Genomic DNA, 20804 nt, shown 5'->3' on the forward strand with positions numbered 1-20804 from the left:
TTTCAAGTGAGGGATCAGTGCGCGGACCGGGCCTTGCCGCGCTCTTCGAGGTAGCCGACCAGCCGCACCAGCGGCCACAGGAAGGCAAGGTAGATGATCGCGGCGCCGATCAGCGGCGTCGGGTTGGCCATCAGCGCCTGCGCATCGGTCGCCTGCTTCAAGAGGTCGGGCATCGCCACCACCGAAGCGAGCGCGGTGTCCTTGAACACCGAAACGCAATTGCTGGTCAGCGGCGGGATGACGACGCGGATCGCCTGCGGCAGCACCACCTTGCGCATGGCGACCCAGAAGGGCAGGCCAAGCGCGGCCGCGGCCTCGAACTGGCCCTTCGGAATGTTCTGGATGCCGGCGCGGCACACTTCCGCGGTGAAGGCGGCGAGCACCAGCGACAGCGCGAGCGCGGCCGAGACAAAGGACGACAGGCGGATGCCGACGAAGGGCAGGGCGTAATAAATCAGGATCAGCACCACCAGGATCGGCAGCGCGCGGAAGATGTCGATATAGAGCGTCGCCAGCCGCCTCAACGGCTTCGGCGCGTAGAGCCGCACCAGGCAGATTGCCAGGCCGGCAATGGTGCCGAAGACGATGGCCGCCAAACCAAGCAGGATGGTGTTTCCCAGTCCGCGGATCAGGATCGGAAAGGATCGGACCAGAATGCCCCAATTGAAGAAGGTGTCGATCAGTTCCATCGGCTCACCATGAAGGCAATGCCAAGCCCACCGCCTTCGCGGGCCTGAAGGGTGGAAGCGGGAGCGCTGGTCTGGCCGGCGCTCCCGCGGCGATTTTCAGCCCGATTATTGCGGGATCGGACCCGGCGTCACGGTGCTGGTGCCGGCTTCCGGATCGACGCCGAACCACTTCTTGTGGATCGCGGCCATGGTGCCGTCCTTCTTCATGGCGGTGATCGCGTCGTTCACCTTCTCGAGCAGCGGATGGCCTTTCTTGGTCATCATCGCGAAGCGCTCGCCGGTCGGGATGCGCACCAGGATCTTCAACGCCGGCATCTGCTTTATGGCGAACAGGAAACCGGCGAGCTCGCCGGCGCCGCCGTCGATGCGGCCGTTCTGCACGTCGAGCAGAAGGTCCTGCTGGGCGTTGTAGCTCTTGGTCTCGGCAACGCCGAGCTTGGCGGCGTTCTCCTTCATATAGGCCTCGCCGGTCGAGCCAGCGATGACGCCGATGGTCTTGCCCTTGAGGTCATCGAGCGACTTGATGGCGGAATCCGCCTTGCCGACGATCGTGCCGTCGCTGTCGTAATAGGGCTGGGTGAAGCCCTGGTTCTGCAGCCGCTCCTTGGTAACGGAGATCGAGGACACCGCAAAGTCGATGCGGCCGGAAGCAGTCGCCGCAAACAGCGCCTGGAAGCCCAAATCCTGGAACTCGATATCGGCGCCGATACGCTTGGCGACGTCGTTGGCGACATCGATCTCAAAACCCTCGAAGCCGCCCGAATCGGTCTTGTATTCCCACGGCGGGTTGGCCGGGTAGGCGCCGACCATGATCTTGTCGGCAAAGGCGGGCGCCGCGAAGGCCACACCCGCGGCAATCACCACCCCAATCAGTCCTAAACGTTTCAACATTGTGTTTCCCTCTGGTTCGGTTCCACATCCGCCCCTTCCAGCGCCCAACTCCCAGGCGCCGCAGGCGAGGCGGTGCCTGCAATCAGGATGCGCGGCGGCGCCGCGAACCGATATGGTCCTGCAGTCTGGCGATCAGCGCATCGACCGCCGCTTCGGTGGTGACCATGCCGGGCGACAGCCTGAGCGTCGTGCCGCGCGCGTCGCAGTAGAGCCGCTCGTTGCGCAGCGAAGCGATAATTTTCGGCGCCTCGACGCCTTGCGGCAGGCCGAGCATCACGCTGCCGCCGCGCGCCTTGGCGTCGAGCGGCGAACGCAGAGTCCAGCCATTGTCGAGCGCCGCGCCGATGATGCGCTCGACGAGCACGGCGTTCTGTGCGCGGATGGCATCGATGCCGGTCTTTTCCACCCATTCCAGGCCGGGCAGCGAAGCGACGCTGGCCAGGATCGCCGGCGTGCCATGATCGAAACGGCGCGCATCGTCGGCATAGCTGAAGGCGTCGAGGTCCCAGGAGAACGGGTTCGGCTGGCTGAACCAGCCGCGCAGTTCCGGCCGGCAGGTCGCAAGCAATTCCGGCGCGACCTGCAATATGCCGGCGCCGGAGGAACCGCACAGCCATTTCAGAGAGGTCGAGACGACGAAATCGACCGGCGTCGCGGCAACGGAAAACGGCGCCACACCAATGCCCTGCGTGACATCGACGCCGACAAGGCTGCCCATGGCACGGCCATGCGCGGCGAACCGCTCGACATCGCAGCGATGCGAGGCCGTCGAGGTCACGAAGGTTATGAGCGCCAGTCCGACATCCTCCTGCCAGCGGGCGATGAAATCCTCGTCGCGCACCCAGCTTTCGCCCGGCCGCAGCGGCACGGTATCGAGCGTGAAGCCGAAACGCTCGGCAAGCCCTGCAAGCAGGAAATGCAGGCTCGGAAAACAGTCGCCGGCAACCAGCAGGCGTTTTCCCGCCAGCCGCTCCGCCGGAAGGCCGCCGATCAGGCTGTAGAGCGCGGCAGTGACATTCTCGGCTGTGGTCAGAGTGCCTTTCGGCGCCGCGATCAGCCGCGTCCAGGCGTCGATGAAGCGTTGCCGCGCGGCCAGCGCGGCCGGCCACTGGCCGTCGTCCTCCGCCGACCAGATAGCGGAAAATTCCGCCAGCGCGGCGGCCATCGCCTCGGCCTTGCCGGGGAAAGTGCCGATCGAATGATAGAGAAAATAGCCCGACATTTGCTGTCTCTCGCTCCTTGTGATCATGTGATCACAAAACCGGCCAGGGAGCAATCCTTCAAGACTAAAGAAAGCGCGCAGGAGTGGTCAAAAAGGTGATTGCGTGGGCCAGCGCGGCTGCGATCGGACCGTCTTCGACTTCGGTCACCGGCGTTGAGAAAAATCAGGATGCTTTGCCGAAAGCGGCGAAATCGACTGCCTTGGGCTCGGGCACGTCGGGGCAGATCGTGCGCAGCGTTTCCTGCGTCGCCGTAATGTCGGCCACGACCTCGTCGCGGGCGCGGGGGAAATCCTTGTCGTTGAGCGCCGCGATGATCGCGGCGTGACGGCCCGAGGGTTCCATGACGCCGGCGCGCATCAGCGGCGCGACATGGTTGGACAACAGCCGCATATAAGGGCCGAAGCGCAGCCACAGCGTCTCGATCAACTGGAACAGCACGTCGGATCCGGAAGCGCGATAGATCGTGAAGTGGAACTGCTGGTTCTTGGCGATCAGTTCGTAGATGCTGCCGTCGCGGCCGATCGCCTGCTGCTCTTCGGTGACCCTCTGCAGGGACGCGAGGTCGGACGCCGTCAGGCGCGGCGCGCCGAGCTCGGCGGCCAGCCCTTCGACGGCGAGCCGGGCGCGGCAGAGATCGTCGAGCCGCGCCCGCGTCACCACCGGCACGCAGGCCGAGCCATTCTGCGAGATCTCCAGCGCGTTCTCCGCCGCGAGCCGCCGCAGGGCCTCGCGCACCGGCATGTTCGAGGTGCCGAAAGCCTCGGCCAGCGAGGCGATCGTCAGCACCTGCCCCGGATCGAAACTGCCGACCATCAAGGCATGGCGAAGCTGTTGATAGACGCCATCCTGGACGGTGATGCGTCCCGATACGGGTTCGAAGCCCAGAGCCACGCTTTTGCTTTCCTTGGACGCCGGCAAAGTCTATGTGCGAAAATAGGCCCACCGAAGCGGGCGTGATCATCTGATCACAGATTACGGCGGTAGCCAAGCGGGTACGGCTTGGTCTCGAGCATTCAATCGATATCCGCTATCTCACTCCGGAATGACCGCCATTGCCTGGATCTCCACCTTGGCGCGGTCCTCGACCAGCGCCACCACCTGCATGGCGGCCATGGCCGGAAAATGCCGGCCGATGACGGCGCGGTAAGCCTCGCCGATCCCCTTCAGGTTGGCGAGATATTCGGCCTTGTCGGTGAAATACCACGTCATCGAGGTGATGTGCCGCGGCTCGCCGCCGGCTTCGGCAAGAACCGCGACGACATTGGCGAGCGTCTGGCGCACCTGGCCGACGAAATCATCGGTCTCGAATTTGCATTCGGCGTTCCAGCCGACCTGGCCGCCGATAAAGACAAGCCGGCCGCGCGCGGCCACGCCATTGGCGTAGCCGACCGGCTTGGCCCAGCCCTCGGGCTGCAGGATGGTGTGCATGTCTCCCCCTATTTCAGATGCGATCGGCAAAGGTTTCACGCTCCGCCCATCACCTGTCTCGCGATGACCACCTTCTGTACGTCCGAAGCGCCTTCATAGATGCGCAGCGCCCGGATTTCACGATAGAGGCTCTCGACGATGTGGCCCTTGCGCACGCCGTCGCCGCCATGCAGCTGCACGGCCTTGTCGATCACCTCTTGCGCCTTGTCGGTGGCGAACAGCTTGGCCATCGCTGCCTCGCGCGTCACTCGCGCGGCACCCATGTCCTTGGTCCAGGCGGCGCGGTAGATGAGGAGCGCGGCGGCGTCGACGTCGAGCGCCATGTCGGCGATATGGCCCTGCACCATCTGCAACTCGGCCATCGGCGCGCCGAAGAGTTTGCGCTCCGCAGCTCTGCTGACGCTCTCGTCCAGCGCACGCCGCGCAAAGCCGAGTGCCGCCGCGCCCACCGTGGAGCGGAACACGTCGAGCACCGACATGGCGATGCGGAAACCCTCGCCGGGCTTGCCGATCAGCGCGGAAGCGGGCACGCGCACATTGTCGAAGGACAATCTGGCCAGCGGATGCGGCGCGATCACCTGGAGCCGTTCGGCGATGCCAAGGCCCTTGGCGTCGCCGGGCACGATGAAAGCGGAGATCCCCTTGGCGCCCGGCGCCTCGCCGGTGCGGGCAAAGACGACATAGAGGTCGGCGATGCCGCCATTGGAGATCCAGGTCTTTTCGCCCGACAGCACATAATCGCCGCCGTCGCGGACGGCCGACATCTCCATGTTGGCGACGTCCGACCCCGAGCGCGGCTCCGACAGTGCAAAGGCGGAAATTGCCTCGCCCGCCCGCGTCTTCGCGAGCCAGCGCTGTTGGTCCGGCGTCCCGAACAGGGTGATCGCGCCGGTGCCCAGGCCCTGCATCGCGAGGGCGAAGTCGGCGAGCCCGTCATGCCGTGCCAGCGTCTCGCGTGTGATGCAGAGCGTGCGCACATCGAGCGGCGCGGGATTGGCGGGGTCGAGCGCCGTCGGCTTCAGCCAGCCGTCACGGCCGAGTTTCGCCACGAGCTCGCGGCAGGCGTCGTCGACATCGTGGTGCTCGACGGGCAGGTTTTTCGCGCACCAGGTCTCGAGGCGATCGGCGAGTTGGCGGTGGCGGTCTTCGAAGAACGGCCAGGTGAGGAAGGTGCGGTCAGGCATGCTTGCCTCCGCAGTTCTGCGAAGTTTGCGCTCTACGGCGCCCCCCTCTGTCCTGCCGGACATCTCCCCCACAAGGGGGGAGATCAGACGTCGCCCACGGTTTCGCCAATTGCCGGCCTTGCAAGGTTGGAGCCGGCGCCGCAACTGCCAATCTCCCCCCAAGTGGGGGAGATGTCCGGCAGGACAGAGGGGGGCGCTGTCCCGCCAGCGTTGCCAATAACGCGTCCATCCTCAATTCCCCTCGAACACCGGCTTTTCCTTCGCCACGAACGCCTTGTAGGCGCGTTCGAAATCGCCGGTCTGCATGCAGATCGCCTGCGCCTGCGCTTCCGCCTCGATCGCCTGGTCGAGGCCCATCGACCATTCCTGGTTGAGCTGCGTCTTGGTGATGCCATGCGCGAAGGTCGGGCCGGAAACGATCCGCACCGCCATATCGAGCGCGTCGGCCTCCAGCGCCGCCGGTTCGACCAGCCGGTTGTAGAAACCCCAGCGCTCGCCTTCGGTGGCGCTCATGGTGCGGCCGGTGTAGAGCAACTCGGCGGCGCGGCCCTGGCCGATGATGCGCGGCAGGATCGCGCAGGCGCCCATGTCGCAGCCGGCAAGGCCGACGCGGGTGAACAGGAAGGCGGTTTTTGCCTCCCGCGTCGCGATGCGGATGTCGGAGGCCATGGCGATGATCGCGCCGGCGCCGACCGCCACGCCATCGACCGCCGAGATGATCGGCTTGCCGCAGTTGAGCATCGCCTTGACGAAGTCGCCGGTCATGCGCGTGAAGGCGAGCAACTGCTTCATGTCCATCTTGACCAGCGGCCCGATGATGTCATGCACATCGCCGCCCGAGCAGAAATTGCCGCCATTGGGCAGGAACACGACCGCGTCGACATCGTCGGCATAGACGAGGTCGCGAAACGTGTCGCGGAGTTCCGCATAGCTGTCGAAGGTCAGGGGGTTCTTCCGCTCGGGACGGTCGAGCCGGATCTTCGCGACCTTGCCTTCGACCTCCCAGAGGAAATGCTTCGGCTTAAACCTGGCCATGGCGCTCATTAGCGTCCCTCCCAATTGCTGCGGAACGATTTCAGCATGCCGGTCAGCCGCCGCGCCTCGTCCTCGCTGACGGTGCCGAGAAGCTCGCCGACCCAATTCTCATGCGCGGCGGCGATCGCGGCGAAAGATTTCGAACCTTCCTCGGTCAGGCGCACCATCGAGGTGCGGCGATCGCCGTTGCGCCGCGCCCGCGTCACCAGCCCTTCGGAAACCAGCCGGTCGACGATGCCGGTGACGTTGCCGTTCGACACCAGAAGGAAGCGTGACAGGTCGCTCATCAGCATACCTTCGGGCGAGCGGTAGAGCGCCGCCATCACGTCGAAGCGCGGCAACGTGGTGTCGAATTCCTTCTTCAGCCGCTCGCGCAGCTCCGCCTCGATGGTGCGCGAGGCGCGCAGCAGGCGGATCCACAGCCGCAGCCTCTCCTTGCCCGGCCCGGTCGAGGTCGGTCCCGCTACCATGTCTCGCCTCCCGAAACCGAGATCGCCTGTCCGGTGATCGATCGCGCGGCATCGCTGCACAGCCAAAGCACCGCCGAGGCGACCTCTTCGGGCTGGATGAAACGGCCCTGCGGGTTTGTCGTTGCAAGACTTGCGCGAGCGTCCTCCGCCGACCGGCCGGTTTTCTCGACGATGCGCGCGATGGACTCCTCAAGCATGCCGGTTTCGACGAAGCCGGGGCAGACGGCGTTGACCGTCACGCCTGACTTGGCGGTCTCGGCGGCCAAGGCCCGCATCAACCCGACGACGCCATGCTTGGCGGCCACATAGGGCGCGACATAGGCATAACCCTTCAGGCCGGCGGTCGATGCGACGAAGACGATGCGGCCCGTCTTCCGCGCCAGCATGCCGGCCAGCGCCGGCTTCACCGTCAGGAAGGCGCCGGTCAAATTGACGTCGAGCGTGCGCTGCCAGTCGGCCAGCGCGGTCTTGGGAGCCGGTGCGCTTGCCGCCATGCCGGCATTGGCAATGACGATGTCGAGAGGTCCGCGTGCCGCTTCAGCCTTCTCGTGAAGGGCAGCCATCTCGGCTTCGTTGGTGACATCGGCGGCGACAGCAAAGATCCGGTCGCTTTCCTTCGCGACCTCGGCCAGCGCCGCTTCACGGCGCCCGCAAATGGTGATGGCGACGCCGGCTTCCGCCAGCGCCAGCGCGATAGCCTTGCCGACGCCGGAGCCGCCGCCGGTGACCAGCGCATGCTTGCCAAGGATTGCTTGAGCTGCGGTCATACTTTGAGCCCCGCCGCTGCCTCACGCTCGGCCAGCCGGTAGATCTGGTCGCGTCCCCGCAGATAGGGGTCGGGCCATTTGACGCCGCGGTCGCCCAGCGTCACCGCCGCATGCAATGTCCAGTAGGGATCGGTGAGATGCGGCCTGGCCAGCGCCACCAGGTCGGCGCGGCCGGCCATCAGGATCGAATTGGCATGGTCGGGCTCATAGATGTTGCCGACCGCCATCGTCGCAATGCCGACCTCGTTGCGGATGCGGTCGGAGAACGGCGTCTGGAACATGCGGCCATAGACCGGTTTGGCGGCGATGGTGGTCTGCCCGGCCGAGACGTCGCAAAGATCGACGCCGGCTTGGTGCAGCAGCCTGGCGATCTCGACGGCGTCGGCCGGGGTGACGCCTTCGATACCCACCCAGTCATTGGCGGAGATGCGCATCGAGATCGGCTTTTCGGCCGGCCACACGGCACGCACCGCATGGAAGATCTCCAGCGGATAGCGCATGCGGTTTTCCAGCGAGCCGCCATATTGGTCGGTGCGGCGGTTGGTCAGCGGCGTGATGAAGGCCGACAGCAGGTACCCATGCGCGGCATGGATCTCCAGCATGTCGAAGCCGCATCGCTCGGCCATCTGGGCCGACGCGACGAACTGGTCGCGCACCAGATCCATATCGGCGCGGTCCATCGCTTTCGGCACCTGGTTCTGCGGCGACCACGGCACGGCCGAGGGCGCCATCACCGGCCAGTTGCCGGAAGGCAGCGGCTCGTCCGTTCCTTCCCAGCCGAGCCGCGTCGAGCCCTTGGCGCCGGAATGGCCGATCTGCGCGCAGATTTTTGCCTCGGTCTCGGCATGGACGAAATCGACCAGCCGCTTCCAGGCGACTTCGTGCTCCGGCTTGTAGAAGCCCGGGCATCCGGGCGTGATGCGCCCCTCAGGGCTGACGCAGGTCATCTCGATATAGACCAGCCCCGCACCGCCCTTGGCGCGCTCGGCATAGTGGGCGAAATGCCAGTCGGTCGGGCAGCCGTCGACCGCCTTGTACTGCGCCATCGGCGAAACGACGATGCGGTTGATGAGCCTCATGTCGCGCAGCTTGAACGGCGCGAACATCGGCGCGCGGCGCAGCATGTTGGCGCCGGCGCCGGCCTTGCGCTGGAACCATTCCTCGGCGTTCGCCAGCCATTCGGCGTCGCGCAGGCGAAGGTTCTCGTGGCTGATGCGCTGCGAGCGGGTGAGCAGCGAATAGTTGAACTGGACTGGATCAAGCCCGAGATATCGTTCGACTTCCTCGAACCATTCGAGAGAGTTGCGCGCCGCCGACTGCAGCTTGAGCACCTCGGTGCGCCGCGCATCCTCATATTTGCGGAAAGCCGCCGCGAGGTCCGGCTCCGATTCGACATAGTCGGCAAGCGCCACCGCGCTTTCCAGCGCCAGCTTGGTGCCGGAGCCTATCGAGAAATGCGCCGATGCCGCGGCGTCGCCCATCAGCGCCAGGTTCTTGTACGACCAGCGCTCGCAAAGCACGCGCGGGAAGTTGATCCAGGCGGACCCGCGGATGTGGTTGGCGTTGGTCATCAACGGATGGCCGCCGAGATGCTTTGCGAAGATGCGCTCGCAGACCGTGATCGATTCCTGCTGCGTCATCTGGCCGAAGCCGAACGCTTGCCAGGTTTGCTCGCTGCATTCGACGATGAAGGTCGCGGTCTCGCTGTCGAACTGGTAGGCATGCGCCCACACCCAGCCATGCTCCGTCTTCTCGAAGATGAAGGTGAAGGCGTCGTCGAATTTCTGCGTGGTGCCGAGCCACACGAACTTGCATTTGCGGGTGTCGATATCCGGCTTGAAGACATCGGCGAAGGCCGCGCGCGACTTCGAGTTCAACCCGTCCGCGGCGACCACCAGGTCGTGCGTTTCCATGTAGGGTTTCGGATCGGAAATCTCGGTCTCGAACATCATCTTGATGCCGAGCTCGCGCGCCCTGCGCTGCAGCAGGATCAACAGCCGCTTGCGCCCGATCCCGCAGAAACCATGGCCCGAGGAGACGGTGCGCACGCCGTCATGGATGACGGCGATGTCGTCCCAATAGGCGAAATGCTTCTTGATCCAGACCGCGCTGACCGGGTCGTTCCTGGTCAGGTTCTCCAGCGTCTCCGCCGACAGCACCACCCCCCAGCCGAACGTGTCGTCCGGGCGGTTTCGTTCGTAGACCGTCACCTCATGCGCGGCGTCGCGCAGCTTCAGCGAGATGGCAAAGTAGAGTCCGGCCGGACCGCCGCCGAGAACCGCAACCTTCATGTCTTGCGATCTCCTCTAGAGCAATTCCAGGAAAAGTGCGTAGCGGTTTTCCGTCCGGAATTGCGTAAACTCCATAAGGTGTCGGAGGTCGCCGGCAAGGCCGGCGATCCCGATTGTCAGTATCGCGCCGCGCGACAATTATTTCAAGCTTGAAGTTTCATAATTGAATGATCGCCTGTCGGCGCGTTTGATTCCTCACTTGGTGGGATCCTTCGGGCTCCAAAGCACCGTCTCGGCGCCCTTCTCATAGGCCATGCCTTGGGGGTAGCTGATCGCCTCCAGCTGCAGCCCCCACGGCGCCTGGAAATAGAGGATGGTCTGGCCCGCGGCCGGGCCTTCCTTGACCGGCAGCGGCCCCATCCTGGTCTTGACACCCTTGGCCTCGAGATAGGCTTTCGCGGCGGCAACATCGTCGACATAGAAGGCAATGTGGAAGCCGCCGATGTCGCTGTTCTTCGGCGTCAAATCCTTCTGGTCGGGTGCCGTGTATTTGAACAGCTCGATGTTCGAGCCATAGCCGCAGCGGACCATGGTGATCTCCTCGATCACCGCCTTCGGATCGACCCCGAGCAGGTCCTGCATGAAGGTGCCCTTGTCGTCGGCGAACGGCCCGAAGGACATTGCCTTCTTGCAGCCGACGACATTGGTGAAGAAATCGACGGCCTGCTTCATGTCGGGCACGGTAATGCCGGTGTGGTCGTGGCCTCGCATGCCCGGAATTGCATCCGCGGAAGCCGCTCCCGCTGCGCCGGACAAGGAGGCCGCGAGGATCGCCGCCTGGACTGCGTATTTCATGTCACCCTCCGTTGGCGGGCTGACTTATCCTTGCGCACATCCGAGGCCCGCTGGTCGGCGTGCGGATATCGAAGCTCAGTTCATGCCGGCGCCTTCGGCCGCAGCCAGTCCGGATCGATCTCCGGCAGCGGAATGGCGGCGAGCAGGTCGCGCGTGTAGGCCTCCTTCGGATTGTCGAACAGGGCGTCGGTGGCGCTGGCCTCGACGATCCTGCCTTCCCGCATGACGATGACCTGCTGGCAGAGCCGCCGGATCACCGACAGGTCGTGGCTGATGAAAGCGACCGTCAGCCCCATCTCTGCCGCCAGCTTCTCCAGCAGCGTAAGGATCTGCGCTTGCGTCGAAACATCGAGGCCGGAGACGATCTCGTCGGCCAGCACGAATTTCGGCGACAGCGCCAGCGCGCGTGCGATGCCGACGCGCTGGCGTTGCCCGCCCGACAGCTCGTGGCGGTAGCGAGCGGCGAAACTCTGCGGCAGGCCGACGCGCTGCAGCGCTTCCGCCACGCGTTCCTTCAGCCGGTCGCCGAGGCCGTTCTGCCTCAAGGGAGCTGCGATGATGTTGAAGATCGTGTGCCTGGGATTGAGCGACGACATCGGGTCTTGGAAGATCATCTGCAGGTCGCGGCGCAGCGGCCGAAGCTCGGCTTCCGAAAGATGGGCGATATCGCGCCCTTCGAAGGTGATCGCGCCTGTGCTCGGCTCGAGCAACCTGACCAGCGCACGGCCGAGCGTCGACTTGCCGGAGCCGGATTCGCCGACGATGCCGGTGACCGATCCCTTGGGCAGGTCGAAGTCGAGCCCTCTGAGGATTTCGGCCAGCGGCGCGCGGCCGATCATCGGCTTGCGCGTCATGTCGGGCAGCGCCACCTTCAGGCCGCGCACGGAAAACAGCGGCTCAGCCATGGCCGGGCCTCCAGTCCTTGTCGGCGGCTGCGATCTCGGCCGTGAGCCCGGCAAGCACGCTCTCGTCCACCGGCTTCAGCGATGCGTATGGATCGGTGTAGCGCGGCGTCGCGGCGATCAGCGCCCGCGTGTAGGGATGTTGCGGTGCCTCGAAAAGGGCCGGTGTCTCGGCCTCTTCCACCACCTTGCCGGCATAGAGCACCGACACTTTCTGGCTGATCTTGGCGACGACGCCGAGATCGTGGGTGACGAACAGGATCGCGGTGCCATGGTCGCGCTGCAGCTGCGCGATCAGCCGCAGGATCTGTTTCTGCACCGTCACGTCCAGCGCCGTCGTCGGCTCGTCGGCGACGATCAGCCTGGGCTCTGCCGCGAAGGCCGCGGCGATCAGCACGCGCTGCCGCATGCCGCCGGACAATTCATGCGGATAGCTCTTCAGCACACGCTCGGGATCGCGGATCTGCACCTCGTCGAGCAACTGCCGGATACGCTTGTCGGCTTTCTCGCCGTTCCAGCCGAGGATGCGCACCAGCCGGTCGGTCAACTGCGCGCCGATGCGGCGCGACGGGTTGAGCGCGGTCAGCGGGTCCTGCGGGATCAGCGCCGTGCGGGCGCCGATCAGGGTCCGCCGCGCCTTGGCATCGAGACGGCCGAGATCCTCGCCCTCGATCAGCATTTCCCCTTCGACGATGCTTACGCTTTTCGGCAGCACGCCGAGCACCGCCTTGCCGATCATCGTCTTGCCGGCGCCGCTCTCGCCAACCAGCGCGCGCACCTCGCCCGGCTGCACGCTGAGCGACACCGAGCGCAGCACGCGCTGACCGTTGGGCAGCACGGCGCTCAAGGAACGAATGTCGAGGCACGCGCTCATCGCAGCACCGGATCGAAGCGCGCCTTCAGCGCTTCGCCGAACTGGCTGAAGGAGAGCACCGTGAGGATCAGCGTGATCAGCGGGAACACCAGCACCCACCAGGCCTGATGGATCGACAGTCGGCCCTCCGCGATGATGCTGCCCCAGGTCGGGTCGTCGGTCGAGATCGACAGGTTGACGAAGGACAGGATCGCCTCGACGATCACGGCGATACCCATCTCCAGCGACAGCAGCGCCACCACCGAAGGCAGCACATTGGGCAGCACCTCGCGCAGCATGATACCGATGCGGCCATAGCCGGCGATGCGCGCGCTCTCGACATAATCCATGCGCGCTTGGCTCATCGCCTCGGCGCGGATCACCCGGCAGAAGCGCGTCCAGTCGATGATGGCGATCGCAAGGATGACGGAGCTCAAACCGGTGCCCAGCACCGCGACCAGCAGGATCGCGAACAGCACCGGCGGGAACGCCATCCACACATCGACGATGCGCGAGATGATGCGGTCGGCCCAGCCGCCGAAATAGCCGGCGATAAGCCCGAGCGCCGAACCGAGAAGGCAGGCGGACGTCGCCGCGGCGAAGGCAACGATGAAGGCGATGCGCCCGCCGAAGATCAGGCGCGACAGCAGATCGCGTCCGAGGCTGTCGGTGCCCAGCCAGTAACCGGGCTCGGCGCCGTCCAGCCAGAAGGGCGGCAGGCGCTCCAGCATCAGGTCCTGCGCCAAGGGATCCTGCGGCGCGACCAGCGGCGCGAAGATGGCCGCGAGCAGCGCCAAAAGCAGCCAGCCGCCGGCCAGCCACAGCCGCGGGCTCGAGCCATGTCGGGCGATGCGCGCCTCATCCATGGCGCAGCCTCGGATTGAGCAGCGCATACATCATGTCGACGGAGAGGTTGATCAGCACGAAGAGCAGCGCGAACACCAGCACGATGCCCTGTATCAGCGGCAGGTCGCGGTTGATGACGGCGTCGATCGCCATGTTGCCGAGCCCCTCATAGGAGAACAGCCGCTCGACGATGACGGTGCCGCCGATGAGGAAGGTGAACTGCACGCCGACCAGCGTCAGCGTCGGCAGCGCCGCGTTCTTCAGCGCCTCGCGCAGGATGACCTGCGTCTCGGAAAACCCTTTGACGCGCGCCAAGACGACATAGTCGAGATCGAGCACTTCCTTCAGCGATTGTTTCAAGAGCTGTGCGATGATCGCCGCCAGCGGCAGCGCCAAGGCAACGGCCGGCATCAGCATATGCTTGATGAGGTCCCAGGTGAGGTCGAAACGAAGCCTGACGATGCTCTCGACCAGATAGAACTGGGTGACGAAAGGCAGGTCGAGCTGCGGCGACACCCGGCCGGAAATGTCGAAGACGGGCACGAGCACACCGAACAGCAGGATGAGCACCAGGCCCCACAGGAAATCGGGGATGGAGAGCGTCGCGCCGCTCACGATGTCGATGCCGGCTTCAACCGCCGTGCCGCGCGAGCGCGCGCCGAGGATCGCGGCGCTCGTGCCGAGCGCGATCGCCATCAGCAATGCCACGGTCGCCAGCTCCAGCGTCGCCGGCAGCCGGTTGAAGACCAGGCCGAGCACGTCCTGGCGCAATGATATCGATGTGCCGAAATTCCCATGCAGCACGCCGGCGAGCCAGATGAAGAACTGCTGCACGATCGACTTGTCGAGCCCGTAGAGCGCACGCAGCCGCGCAATGTCGTCATTGCTGGCGCCGGGCGGCAGCATCATGGCGATGGGGTCGCCGGGCGCGACGCGGATGACGACGAAGACGACGATGGCGACGCCGAAAAGCGTCACCAGCATCGTCAACAGACGTACGAGGAATCTCTGCAACAGCATGCGTGCCCATCACTCTGAACCGACTCCCCCTCATCCGGCCGCTTCGCGGCCACCTTCTCCCCGGTGGGGAGAAGAGACTGGCTCAGCCGTCGGCGACCTCTTCTCCCCTGGGGGAGAGGGTGGCCCGGAGGGCCGGATGAGGGGGCTGCGTCGTTGAAGGAGACACGCTACCGCGCCTCCTCATTTCGATCAGGCGGCCGGCGTCATCAGCGCCGGCAACAGCGCGCCGGACACGTGCTGCACGACATTGACCTTCTTCGAGTGCACGATCGGCTGCGCATACTGCATCAGCGGCAGCACATAGGCCTGCTCGGCGATGTACTTGTCGACCGCCTTCCAGCCGGCGATGCGCTTGGCCTCGTCCTTCTCGCCCCATAGCGGGTTGATCATGTCGATCAGATCCTGGCTGTCCCACACCGAATGCGGGCTCGGGCCGTACATGGCAAAGCCCGTCGAGGTGGTCGGGTCGCCGATCGAGTTGCCCCAATTGTAGAAGGCGGCCGGCGCCAACTTGTCGGCGGCGCGCAGCTCGTAGTGCTTGGCGATCTCGTAGACCTCGATTTTGGCCTCGATGCCGACCTTGCGCCACATGCCGACGATCGCCTGGATCATCTCATAGTCCTTGGGCTTGAAGCCCTTGGTCGTCTGGATGGTGAACTTGACCGGCTTTTCCGGCGAGTAGCCGGATGCGGCGAGCAGTTCCTTGGCCTTGTCCGGATTGTGCTCGACCTTGATCGACGGATCGAAGGCCGCGTATTCCGGCGTCTCCAGCGTTGCGATCGGCAGGCCGTAGCCGCGCAGCAGGCGCTTGACCAGAAGCTCCTTGTCCACCGCCATCACCGCCGCCTGACGGACATTCTTGTCCAGCATCGCCTCGATGTCGTTGAAGAAAATCATGCCGATGTCGGAGACGTTCTTGATCGAGCCGGCGAGCCCGTCCTTGGCGATCAGCCGGTCATATTCCTCATAGGGGATTTCGAGCGTCACCTGCGAGGAGCCGGACTCGATCTCGGCAACGCGGCTCGCCGCGTCGGTGACGAATTTGATCGTCACATTCTCGAAGGCTGGCTTGGTGCCCCAATAATGCGGATTGGCTTTCAGCCGCAGGAAGGCGTTGCGCTCGAATTTGTCGACCATATACGGCCCGGTGCCGATCGGCGCCTTCTCGAAGCCTTCGGCGCCGACCTTCTCGTAATAGGCCTTGGGCAGGATGTAGCCGGTCAGGAACGACATCCATTTGAAATAGACCGGGTCGAACTGCACGACGTCGCCGGTGATCTTGTTGCCGTCGATCCTGAAATTGTTGACGTTCTTCCAGACGAACTGGATCGGGTTGCCGGTCTTCTCGTCGCCGGCCCGCTGCAGCGACCACACCACGTCCTCCGCCGTGAAGGGCGAGCCGTCATGCCATTTCACGCCGTCGCGAACCGTCATCATCACCTTGGTACGGTCGTCGTTCCAGCCCCATTCGGTGAGCAGTCCGGGCGTGAAGGAAAGGTCCGGCTTCTGGCCGATGATCTGGTCGAACACCGACTGGTAGAGCCCCTGGATCGTCGGGTTGACGGCCGAAGGTCCGGTGGTCGGGTCCCAGGAGGGCAGGTTGACGTTGTAGGCGATGGTGAGCTCGCCCGCCGCCCTGGCAGCCCTCGGCAAGCCGAGCGTCGCGGCGCCGATTGCCGCTGCGCCATATCCAAGCAAGTCACGTCTGTTGATGGTCATTGTCGTTCCCCTTGTTGTCATGTGTCCGCGCGGCGTTTTCATTCGGTGGTGGGCAACCGCGCCTTGTCCATCCCGGAATCTCTGGCTCAACCTCCTCCGAGCTGTTGGGCGAGCATGTAGCCGGAGCCCGCGCCCGTGCCGGCGCCCGGCCATGTCGCCGCGCCGGTGAGATAGAGGTTCGCGACCGGCGTGTTCCAGCGCGGGAAGCCGCGCGCCGGGCGGAAGAGGAAGTTCTGCGCCAGATGATGGCTGCCGCAGATCTGGTCGCCGCCGACGAGGTTCGGATTCTCGCGTTCGAGGTCGAGCGGCGAGAAGATTGCGCGGCCAAGGATTTTTTGCCGAAGGCCCGGCGCATAGCTCTCGATGATGTCGAGCACACGCTCGGCATAGGCCTCCTTGACCGCGTCCCAGTGCGCCGGCGCGATCTTACCCGCGGCATCGCCGAGGATCTCGGCCGGCAGCATGCGCACCTGCACCCACAGCACATGCTTGCCTTGCGGCGCGCGCGACGGGTCGACGGTCGTCGGCTGCCCGACGACCAGCACGGGTTGGTCGGGAAGCAGCCCGGCGATCGCCTGCTGGTAGACGCGCGACATGGCGTCGAGCGACGGCGCCAGATGCACATAGGCGAACTGGCGAAGCTCTGAACCGGCGCTCCAGTCCGGCAGGTCGTCCAGCGCCAGATGGATCATCATCGTGCCCGGCGCATGACGGAACTTCTGCATCGCCGCATCGAAGCCGGCGTCGCCCGAGCCGTTGGGCAGCAGCTTGCCCGGCAAGGCCTTCGGCGCGACACCGGCGACGACGGCCTTGGTCGCGACATGCGTTTCGCCGGATGCCAACCGCACCCCGGTCGCCTTGCCGGCGGAAACGGTGATCTCGGCGACATCCGCGCCGGTCGTGATCCGGCCACCGGCTGCCTTCACCATGCCGGCCAGCGCGCGGATGATCGTATCGGCGCCGCCTTTGCCCAGCACCATGCCGAAACTCTGGTTGGCCATCGATTCCAGGTAAGGGAACACGGCACCCCCCGCGATGTCGGGCGCGAAGTCGAGATGCATGCCCCAGGCCGCGAGCGTCGTGCGCACATGCGGCGTCTCGAAATTTTCATCGAGCCACGCGCGCGGTGACGACAAAAGCAATCGGGCCGTATCAAGCGCGCCGGAAAAACCCTTCTTGCGCCAGAGATTCCAGCCCGTGCCGGCCAGCGCCCTTGCGCTCATCGGCGACCCCAGCAGGCGGAACAGATGCTCGGCCTCACCGGGGAAGGCAGTGACCAGTTTCCGCCATGTGACCGCGTCCGCCGCGGAGAAGGCGGCCAGCCGCGATGCGGTCTTTTCGAGGTCGTTGCTGACGCCGAACCATTTGCCGTCCGGAAAGGCGCTGGCGAAACAATCGGCCGCCGGCGCGAATTCCAGCCCGTGGCTTTTCAATTCATTTGCATATTTCCGGTGGAAAGCCGAGCCGGCGAAGAGGCTCAAATTCATCGCGCCGAAATCGTGCCGGAAACCGGGAAGCGTATATTCGGCGGTGCGCACCGCGCCGCCAATTGTCTGGCTGCGCTCGAAAACCGCTATTTTCCAACCTTTGAGCGCCAAATGCGCGGCGCATGCCAGACTGTTGTGGCCCGCCCCGACAAAGATGGCGTCGAACTCGCTCACGCCCCGCCCCAAAATGCTTTATGCTTAAAGATAATTGCAGATGCATATGTTTTCGTCTAGTAGGTATATTAAGGGCCGCAACGAGCCTTGATGATCACGGACAAGAGGGAACAAAGACCATGGACACGCAAAAACTCCTCGGCGAGGTCGCCAGCCAGCTGCTTTCGGGAGAAATCAAGGTGGTCGACCTGACGGCGCCGCTTGGACCGAACACCCCGCTCATCAAGCTGCCGCCGGAACTCGCCGTCGACACGCCGAAGGTCGAGATCCACGAGATCTCCAAATACGACAAGAACGGTCCGTGGTGGGCCTGGAACTGGCTGAAGCTCGGCGAGCATTCGGGCACGCATTTCGACGCGCCGCAGCACTGGATCACCGGCAAGGATTATCCAGACGGCGCCACCGACACCATTCCGGCGCAGAATTTCATCGGCCCGGTCAACGTCATCGACTGCTCGGCGGAAGCGGCGGCAGACCATGACTTCTTGCTCACCGTCGACCACATCAAGGCCTGGGAAGCCAAGCACGGCGCCATCAATCCCGGCGAATGGGTGGTGATGCGCACCGACTGGTACAAGCGCAACGGCTCGGAAGCGGAGTTCCTCAACGCCAACGAGACCGGGCCGCACACGCCCGGCCCGACTGCGGAAGCCATCCAGTTCCTGATCAGCAAGGACATCAAGGGCTGGGGCTCGGAGACGATCGGCACCGACGCCGGCAAGGCCGGCGGCATGGAGCCGCCATTCCCGGCCCACACGCTGATGCACAAGGCCAACCGTTACGGCCTCGCCAGCCTCTGCAATCTCGACCAGCTGCCGCCGAAAGGTGCGATCCTGATCGCCGCTCCGCTCAAGATCGAGCGCGGTACCGGCAGCCCGATCCGCGCCCTGGCGCTGGTGCCGCGGGGTTAAAGCCAAGGCCACGACGATGAGCGACGTCGATCACATCATCGTCGGCAGCGGCATCAACGCCCTGGTTTGTGCGGCGATGCTTGGCGCCAAGGGCGCCAAGGTGCTCGTACTCGAGCGCAACGACCGCATCGGCGGCTGCATGCGCACCGAGGAGGCGACGGCGCCAGGCTTCGTCCATGACGTGATGGCCACGACTTTCGTGCTGTTCATCACGTCTCCGGCCTTCGCCGCGCTCGGCAAGGACCTCGCGCGACATGGGCTGGAATTCTGCCATACCGCGATGCCGACCGGCGTGCTTCGGCCCGACGGCAGCCATGCCGTGCTCACCACCGAGCGCGCCGCCAACATCGCGGCGCTGAACCGGATTGCGCCCGGTGATGGCGATCGCCACGGCGGCGATGTCGGCGGCATCGAGCGCAATGCCGGCCTGCTGTTCGGCCTGCTCGGGGGTGCGCTCTGGTCCTATCCAACGACGAAGCTGTTGGCTGGCGAAGCCTGGCGGCGCGGTCCGCGCGACCTCGCCGCCTTCATGGGCGAGGCGCTGGTGCCCGCACGCGGCTGGCTGGAAACGACTTACAGTTCCGACCTCGTCCGCGCGCTCTGGGCGCCTTGGGTGCTGCATGCCGGGCTCGGCCCGGAAGACGCCTTCTCCGGCCAGATCGCCAAGGTCATCGCCTTCGCGCTGGAGGCGGCAGGCGCGCCGATCGTCAAGGGCGGCGCGAAAAACCTGCTCGCCGCCTTCGAGGCGCTGATCAAGGAGCGTGGCGGCGAGATCCGCGTCAACGCCGATGTCGCCTCGGTCGTCCAGACCGGCGGCCGCGCCTCCGGCGTGCGGCTCTCTTCCGGCGAAACGGTGAGCGCCGCGAAGAGCGTCATCTGCTCGGTCACGCCGACACAGCTCTATGGCCGTCTGCTCGGCAAGGAGGCGCCGGAGGCGGCAACCAAAGCCACGCAGGCCTATCGCTACGGCAAAGGCAACTTCCAGATCCACTACGCGCTGGATAAGCCGCCGGCCTGGCGGGGCGAGGGCCTTGACAAGGTGGCGCTGCTGCATCTGACGCCGGGTTTGGATGGCGTTTCGAAAGCCTGCAACGAGGCGGTGCGGGGCCTGCTGCCGGAAGTGCCGACCATCTGCGTCGGCCAGCCGCACGCGCTCGACCCGTCGCGCTGTCCGGACGGCAAGGCGATTCTCTGGCTGCAGTTGCCGGAGGCGCCGCGCCACATCAAAGGCGATGCCGCCGGCAAGCTCGAAGCCCCGGCCGACGGCCGCTGGACCGAAGCGCTGCGCGAGGCCTATGCCGATCGCGTCGAGGCAATCCTTGCCAACCACATCGAGGGTTTTCGCGACACGGTGATTGCGCGTCGCGCCTATTCGCCGGCCGATCTCGAGGTGATGAACATCAACCTGGTCGGTGGCGATCCCTATGGCGGCTCGTCGACCATCGACCAGTCCTTCCTGTGGCGGCCGTTCAAGGCAAGCCGCAACCACGAGACCGGCATCAAGGGCCTCTACCATATCGGCGCCTCGACCCATCCGGGCGCCGGCCTCGGCGGCGGCTCCGGCTTCCTTCTGGCGGGGAGGCTCTGATGGAACAGAAGCTCCCGGAAAAGCGCCAGCGCATCTCGACCCTCGGCCAGATCGGCCTTCAGCAATTCGCGCCCTATCTGATGAACCGCATCATGGGCCGCTACAATGCCACCTTGCGTGACGACTTCCGCAAGCAGGGCCTGACCATTCCGCAGGTGCGGACACTCGCCGTGCTCTCGGTCACCGACGGTGTCACCGTCAACGACCTCTCGGTCTACACGGTGATCGAGCAGTCGACCTTGAGCCGCACGCTCGACACGCTGGAGGGCCAAGGCCTGGTGCGGCGCGAGCAGGGCGTCACCGACAGCCGCATCCGCCACGTGTTCCTGACCGATGAGGGCCGCGCGCTGTTCACCCGCGCCTGGCCGGCGATGCACGACGCCTTCGAGGCGATGTTCGACGGTGTCGACGATGCCGAATATGCCGCGCTGATCGCGATCCTGCAGAAGATGCTGAAAAACATCCGCAAGCACGACATCTGAGTTTGACGCACGCGCCGCCTGCCCAAAGGCAACGGGAAGACGGCAACGG

The 20804-nt window shown here is 65.2% G+C and carries 20 protein-coding genes; 3 read left to right on the plus strand and 17 right to left on the minus strand.

The window, feature by feature from the left end; translation table 11 throughout:
• Positions 1–14 precede the first annotated feature (14 nt).
• The 17 genes from MJ8_RS03675 to MJ8_RS03755 all read right to left on the minus strand — a co-directional run bounded on the left by MJ8_RS03675 (position 15) and on the right by MJ8_RS03755 (position 17774).
• Complete coding sequence (locus tag MJ8_RS03675) at positions 15–689, minus strand: amino acid ABC transporter permease (protein ID WP_201413139.1); 675 nt, start codon at positions 687–689, stop codon at positions 15–17.
• Between the two features lie 105 nt (positions 690–794).
• Positions 795–1580 (minus strand): substrate-binding periplasmic protein, encoded by a 786-nt coding sequence (locus tag MJ8_RS03680; RefSeq protein ID WP_201413140.1) that lies wholly within the window; start codon positions 1578–1580, stop codon positions 795–797.
• 82 nt (positions 1581–1662) lie between these two features.
• Positions 1663–2802, minus strand: a complete 1140-nt coding sequence (locus MJ8_RS03685) for an aminotransferase class V-fold PLP-dependent enzyme (RefSeq protein WP_201413141.1) — start codon at positions 2800–2802, stop codon at positions 1663–1665.
• 163 nt (positions 2803–2965) lie between these two features.
• Complete coding sequence (locus MJ8_RS03690; protein WP_201413142.1) at positions 2966–3694, minus strand: GntR family transcriptional regulator; 729 nt, start codon at positions 3692–3694, stop codon at positions 2966–2968.
• Between the two features lie 141 nt (positions 3695–3835).
• Positions 3836–4231, minus strand: coding sequence for a RidA family protein (locus MJ8_RS03695; protein WP_201413143.1), 396 nt, complete (start codon positions 4229–4231; stop codon positions 3836–3838).
• Positions 4232–4266: 35 nt separating this feature from the next.
• On the minus strand, positions 4267–5415 hold the full coding sequence (locus MJ8_RS03700) for an acyl-CoA dehydrogenase family protein (RefSeq protein WP_201413144.1): 1149 nt from the start codon (positions 5413–5415) through the stop codon (positions 4267–4269).
• 231 nt (positions 5416–5646) lie between these two features.
• Positions 5647–6459, minus strand: coding sequence for an enoyl-CoA hydratase family protein (locus MJ8_RS03705; protein WP_201413145.1), 813 nt, complete (start codon positions 6457–6459; stop codon positions 5647–5649).
• Positions 6459–6920, minus strand: coding sequence for a MarR family winged helix-turn-helix transcriptional regulator (locus tag MJ8_RS03710; protein WP_201413146.1), 462 nt, complete (start codon positions 6918–6920; stop codon positions 6459–6461). The genes MJ8_RS03705 and MJ8_RS03710 overlap by 1 nt, the downstream gene beginning before the upstream one ends.
• Positions 6914–7687 (minus strand): SDR family NAD(P)-dependent oxidoreductase, encoded by a 774-nt coding sequence (locus MJ8_RS03715; protein WP_201413147.1) that lies wholly within the window; start codon positions 7685–7687, stop codon positions 6914–6916. The genes MJ8_RS03710 and MJ8_RS03715 overlap by 7 nt, the downstream gene beginning before the upstream one ends.
• Entirely contained in the window at positions 7684–9978 is a 2295-nt protein-coding gene (locus tag MJ8_RS03720; RefSeq protein WP_201413148.1) for a bifunctional salicylyl-CoA 5-hydroxylase/oxidoreductase, read from the minus strand. Before MJ8_RS03720 ends, MJ8_RS03715 begins: the two co-directional genes overlap by 4 nt.
• A 195-nt stretch (positions 9979–10173) precedes the next feature.
• Entirely contained in the window at positions 10174–10773 is a 600-nt protein-coding gene (locus MJ8_RS03725; RefSeq protein WP_201413149.1) for a VOC family protein, read from the minus strand.
• Between the two features lie 80 nt (positions 10774–10853).
• Complete coding sequence (locus tag MJ8_RS03730) at positions 10854–11678, minus strand: ATP-binding cassette domain-containing protein (RefSeq protein ID WP_201413150.1); 825 nt, start codon at positions 11676–11678, stop codon at positions 10854–10856.
• Entirely contained in the window at positions 11671–12549 is an 879-nt protein-coding gene (locus MJ8_RS03735; RefSeq protein ID WP_201413151.1) for an ABC transporter ATP-binding protein, read from the minus strand. The genes MJ8_RS03730 and MJ8_RS03735 overlap by 8 nt, the downstream gene beginning before the upstream one ends.
• Entirely contained in the window at positions 12546–13394 is an 849-nt protein-coding gene (locus MJ8_RS03740) for an ABC transporter permease (protein ID WP_201413152.1), read from the minus strand. Before MJ8_RS03740 ends, MJ8_RS03735 begins: the two co-directional genes overlap by 4 nt.
• The gene (locus tag MJ8_RS03745) at positions 13387–14394 is read right to left on the minus strand and encodes an ABC transporter permease (RefSeq protein ID WP_201413153.1); all 1008 of its coding nucleotides are present in this window, start codon (positions 14392–14394) and stop codon (positions 13387–13389) included. Before MJ8_RS03745 ends, MJ8_RS03740 begins: the two co-directional genes overlap by 8 nt.
• Positions 14395–14583: 189 nt before the next feature.
• A complete protein-coding gene (locus tag MJ8_RS03750) occupies positions 14584–16113 on the minus strand; it encodes an ABC transporter substrate-binding protein (protein WP_201413154.1) in 1530 nt (509 codons plus the stop codon).
• Positions 16114–16199: 86 nt separating this feature from the next.
• Positions 16200–17774 carry a phytoene desaturase family protein gene (locus MJ8_RS03755; protein WP_201413155.1) on the minus strand — a complete coding sequence of 525 codons (1575 nt, stop codon included), beginning with the start codon at positions 17772–17774 and terminating at the stop codon, positions 16200–16202.
• 119 nt (positions 17775–17893) lie between these two features.
• On the opposite strand from MJ8_RS03755, the gene MJ8_RS03760 reads away from it, so the two are divergent.
• Genes MJ8_RS03760 through MJ8_RS03770 form a run of 3 tightly spaced genes read left to right on the plus strand, consistent with a single transcriptional unit; the run spans position 17894 to position 20755 of the window.
• On the plus strand, positions 17894–18685 hold the full coding sequence (locus tag MJ8_RS03760) for a cyclase family protein (RefSeq protein ID WP_201413156.1): 792 nt from the start codon (positions 17894–17896) through the stop codon (positions 18683–18685).
• A gap of 16 nt (positions 18686–18701) precedes the next feature.
• The gene (locus MJ8_RS03765) at positions 18702–20273 is read left to right on the plus strand and encodes a phytoene desaturase family protein (RefSeq protein ID WP_201413157.1); all 1572 of its coding nucleotides are present in this window, start codon (positions 18702–18704) and stop codon (positions 20271–20273) included.
• Complete coding sequence (locus MJ8_RS03770) at positions 20273–20755, plus strand: MarR family winged helix-turn-helix transcriptional regulator (RefSeq protein ID WP_201413158.1); 483 nt, start codon at positions 20273–20275, stop codon at positions 20753–20755. The genes MJ8_RS03765 and MJ8_RS03770 overlap by 1 nt, the downstream gene beginning before the upstream one ends.
• The last annotated feature ends 49 nt before the right edge of the window (positions 20756–20804 follow it).

This window comes from Mesorhizobium sp. J8, from assembly GCF_016591715.1.
In the GTDB taxonomy this organism is placed as follows: Bacteria; Pseudomonadota; Alphaproteobacteria; order Rhizobiales; family Rhizobiaceae; genus Mesorhizobium.

Bases quoted from the DNA above. Each gene is read 5' to 3' on its own strand.
- MJ8_RS03700 (WP_201413144.1), bottom strand. From the start codon at position 5,415: ATGCCTGACCGCACCTTCCTCACCTGGCCGTTCTTCGAAGACCGCCAC.
- MJ8_RS03705 (WP_201413145.1), bottom strand. From the start codon at position 6,459: ATGAGCGCCATGGCCAGGTTTAAGCCGAAGCATTTCCTCTGGGAGGTC.
- MJ8_RS03680 (WP_201413140.1), bottom strand. From the start codon at position 1,580: ATGTTGAAACGTTTAGGACTGATTGGGGTGGTGATTGCCGCGGGTGTG.
- MJ8_RS03745 (WP_201413153.1), bottom strand. From the start codon at position 14,394: ATGCTGTTGCAGAGATTCCTCGTACGTCTGTTGACGATGCTGGTGACG.
- MJ8_RS03710 (WP_201413146.1), bottom strand. From the start codon at position 6,920: ATGGTAGCGGGACCGACCTCGACCGGGCCGGGCAAGGAGAGGCTGCGG.
- MJ8_RS03725 (WP_201413149.1), bottom strand. From the start codon at position 10,773: ATGAAATACGCAGTCCAGGCGGCGATCCTCGCGGCCTCCTTGTCCGGC.
- MJ8_RS03715 (WP_201413147.1), bottom strand. From the start codon at position 7,687: ATGACCGCAGCTCAAGCAATCCTTGGCAAGCATGCGCTGGTCACCGGC.
- MJ8_RS03765 (WP_201413157.1), top strand. From the start codon at position 18,702: ATGAGCGACGTCGATCACATCATCGTCGGCAGCGGCATCAACGCCCTG.
- MJ8_RS03685 (WP_201413141.1), bottom strand. From the start codon at position 2,802: ATGTCGGGCTATTTTCTCTATCATTCGATCGGCACTTTCCCCGGCAAG.
- MJ8_RS03740 (WP_201413152.1), bottom strand. From the start codon at position 13,394: ATGGATGAGGCGCGCATCGCCCGACATGGCTCGAGCCCGCGGCTGTGG.
- MJ8_RS03720 (WP_201413148.1), bottom strand. From the start codon at position 9,978: ATGAAGGTTGCGGTTCTCGGCGGCGGTCCGGCCGGACTCTACTTTGCC.
- MJ8_RS03730 (WP_201413150.1), bottom strand. From the start codon at position 11,678: ATGGCTGAGCCGCTGTTTTCCGTGCGCGGCCTGAAGGTGGCGCTGCCC.
- MJ8_RS03770 (WP_201413158.1), top strand. From the start codon at position 20,273: ATGGAACAGAAGCTCCCGGAAAAGCGCCAGCGCATCTCGACCCTCGGC.
- MJ8_RS03750 (WP_201413154.1), bottom strand. From the start codon at position 16,113: ATGACCATCAACAGACGTGACTTGCTTGGATATGGCGCAGCGGCAATC.
- MJ8_RS03760 (WP_201413156.1), top strand. From the start codon at position 17,894: ATGGACACGCAAAAACTCCTCGGCGAGGTCGCCAGCCAGCTGCTTTCG.
- MJ8_RS03675 (WP_201413139.1), bottom strand. From the start codon at position 689: ATGGAACTGATCGACACCTTCTTCAATTGGGGCATTCTGGTCCGATCC.
- MJ8_RS03735 (WP_201413151.1), bottom strand. From the start codon at position 12,549: ATGAGCGCGTGCCTCGACATTCGTTCCTTGAGCGCCGTGCTGCCCAAC.
- MJ8_RS03695 (WP_201413143.1), bottom strand. From the start codon at position 4,231: ATGCACACCATCCTGCAGCCCGAGGGCTGGGCCAAGCCGGTCGGCTAC.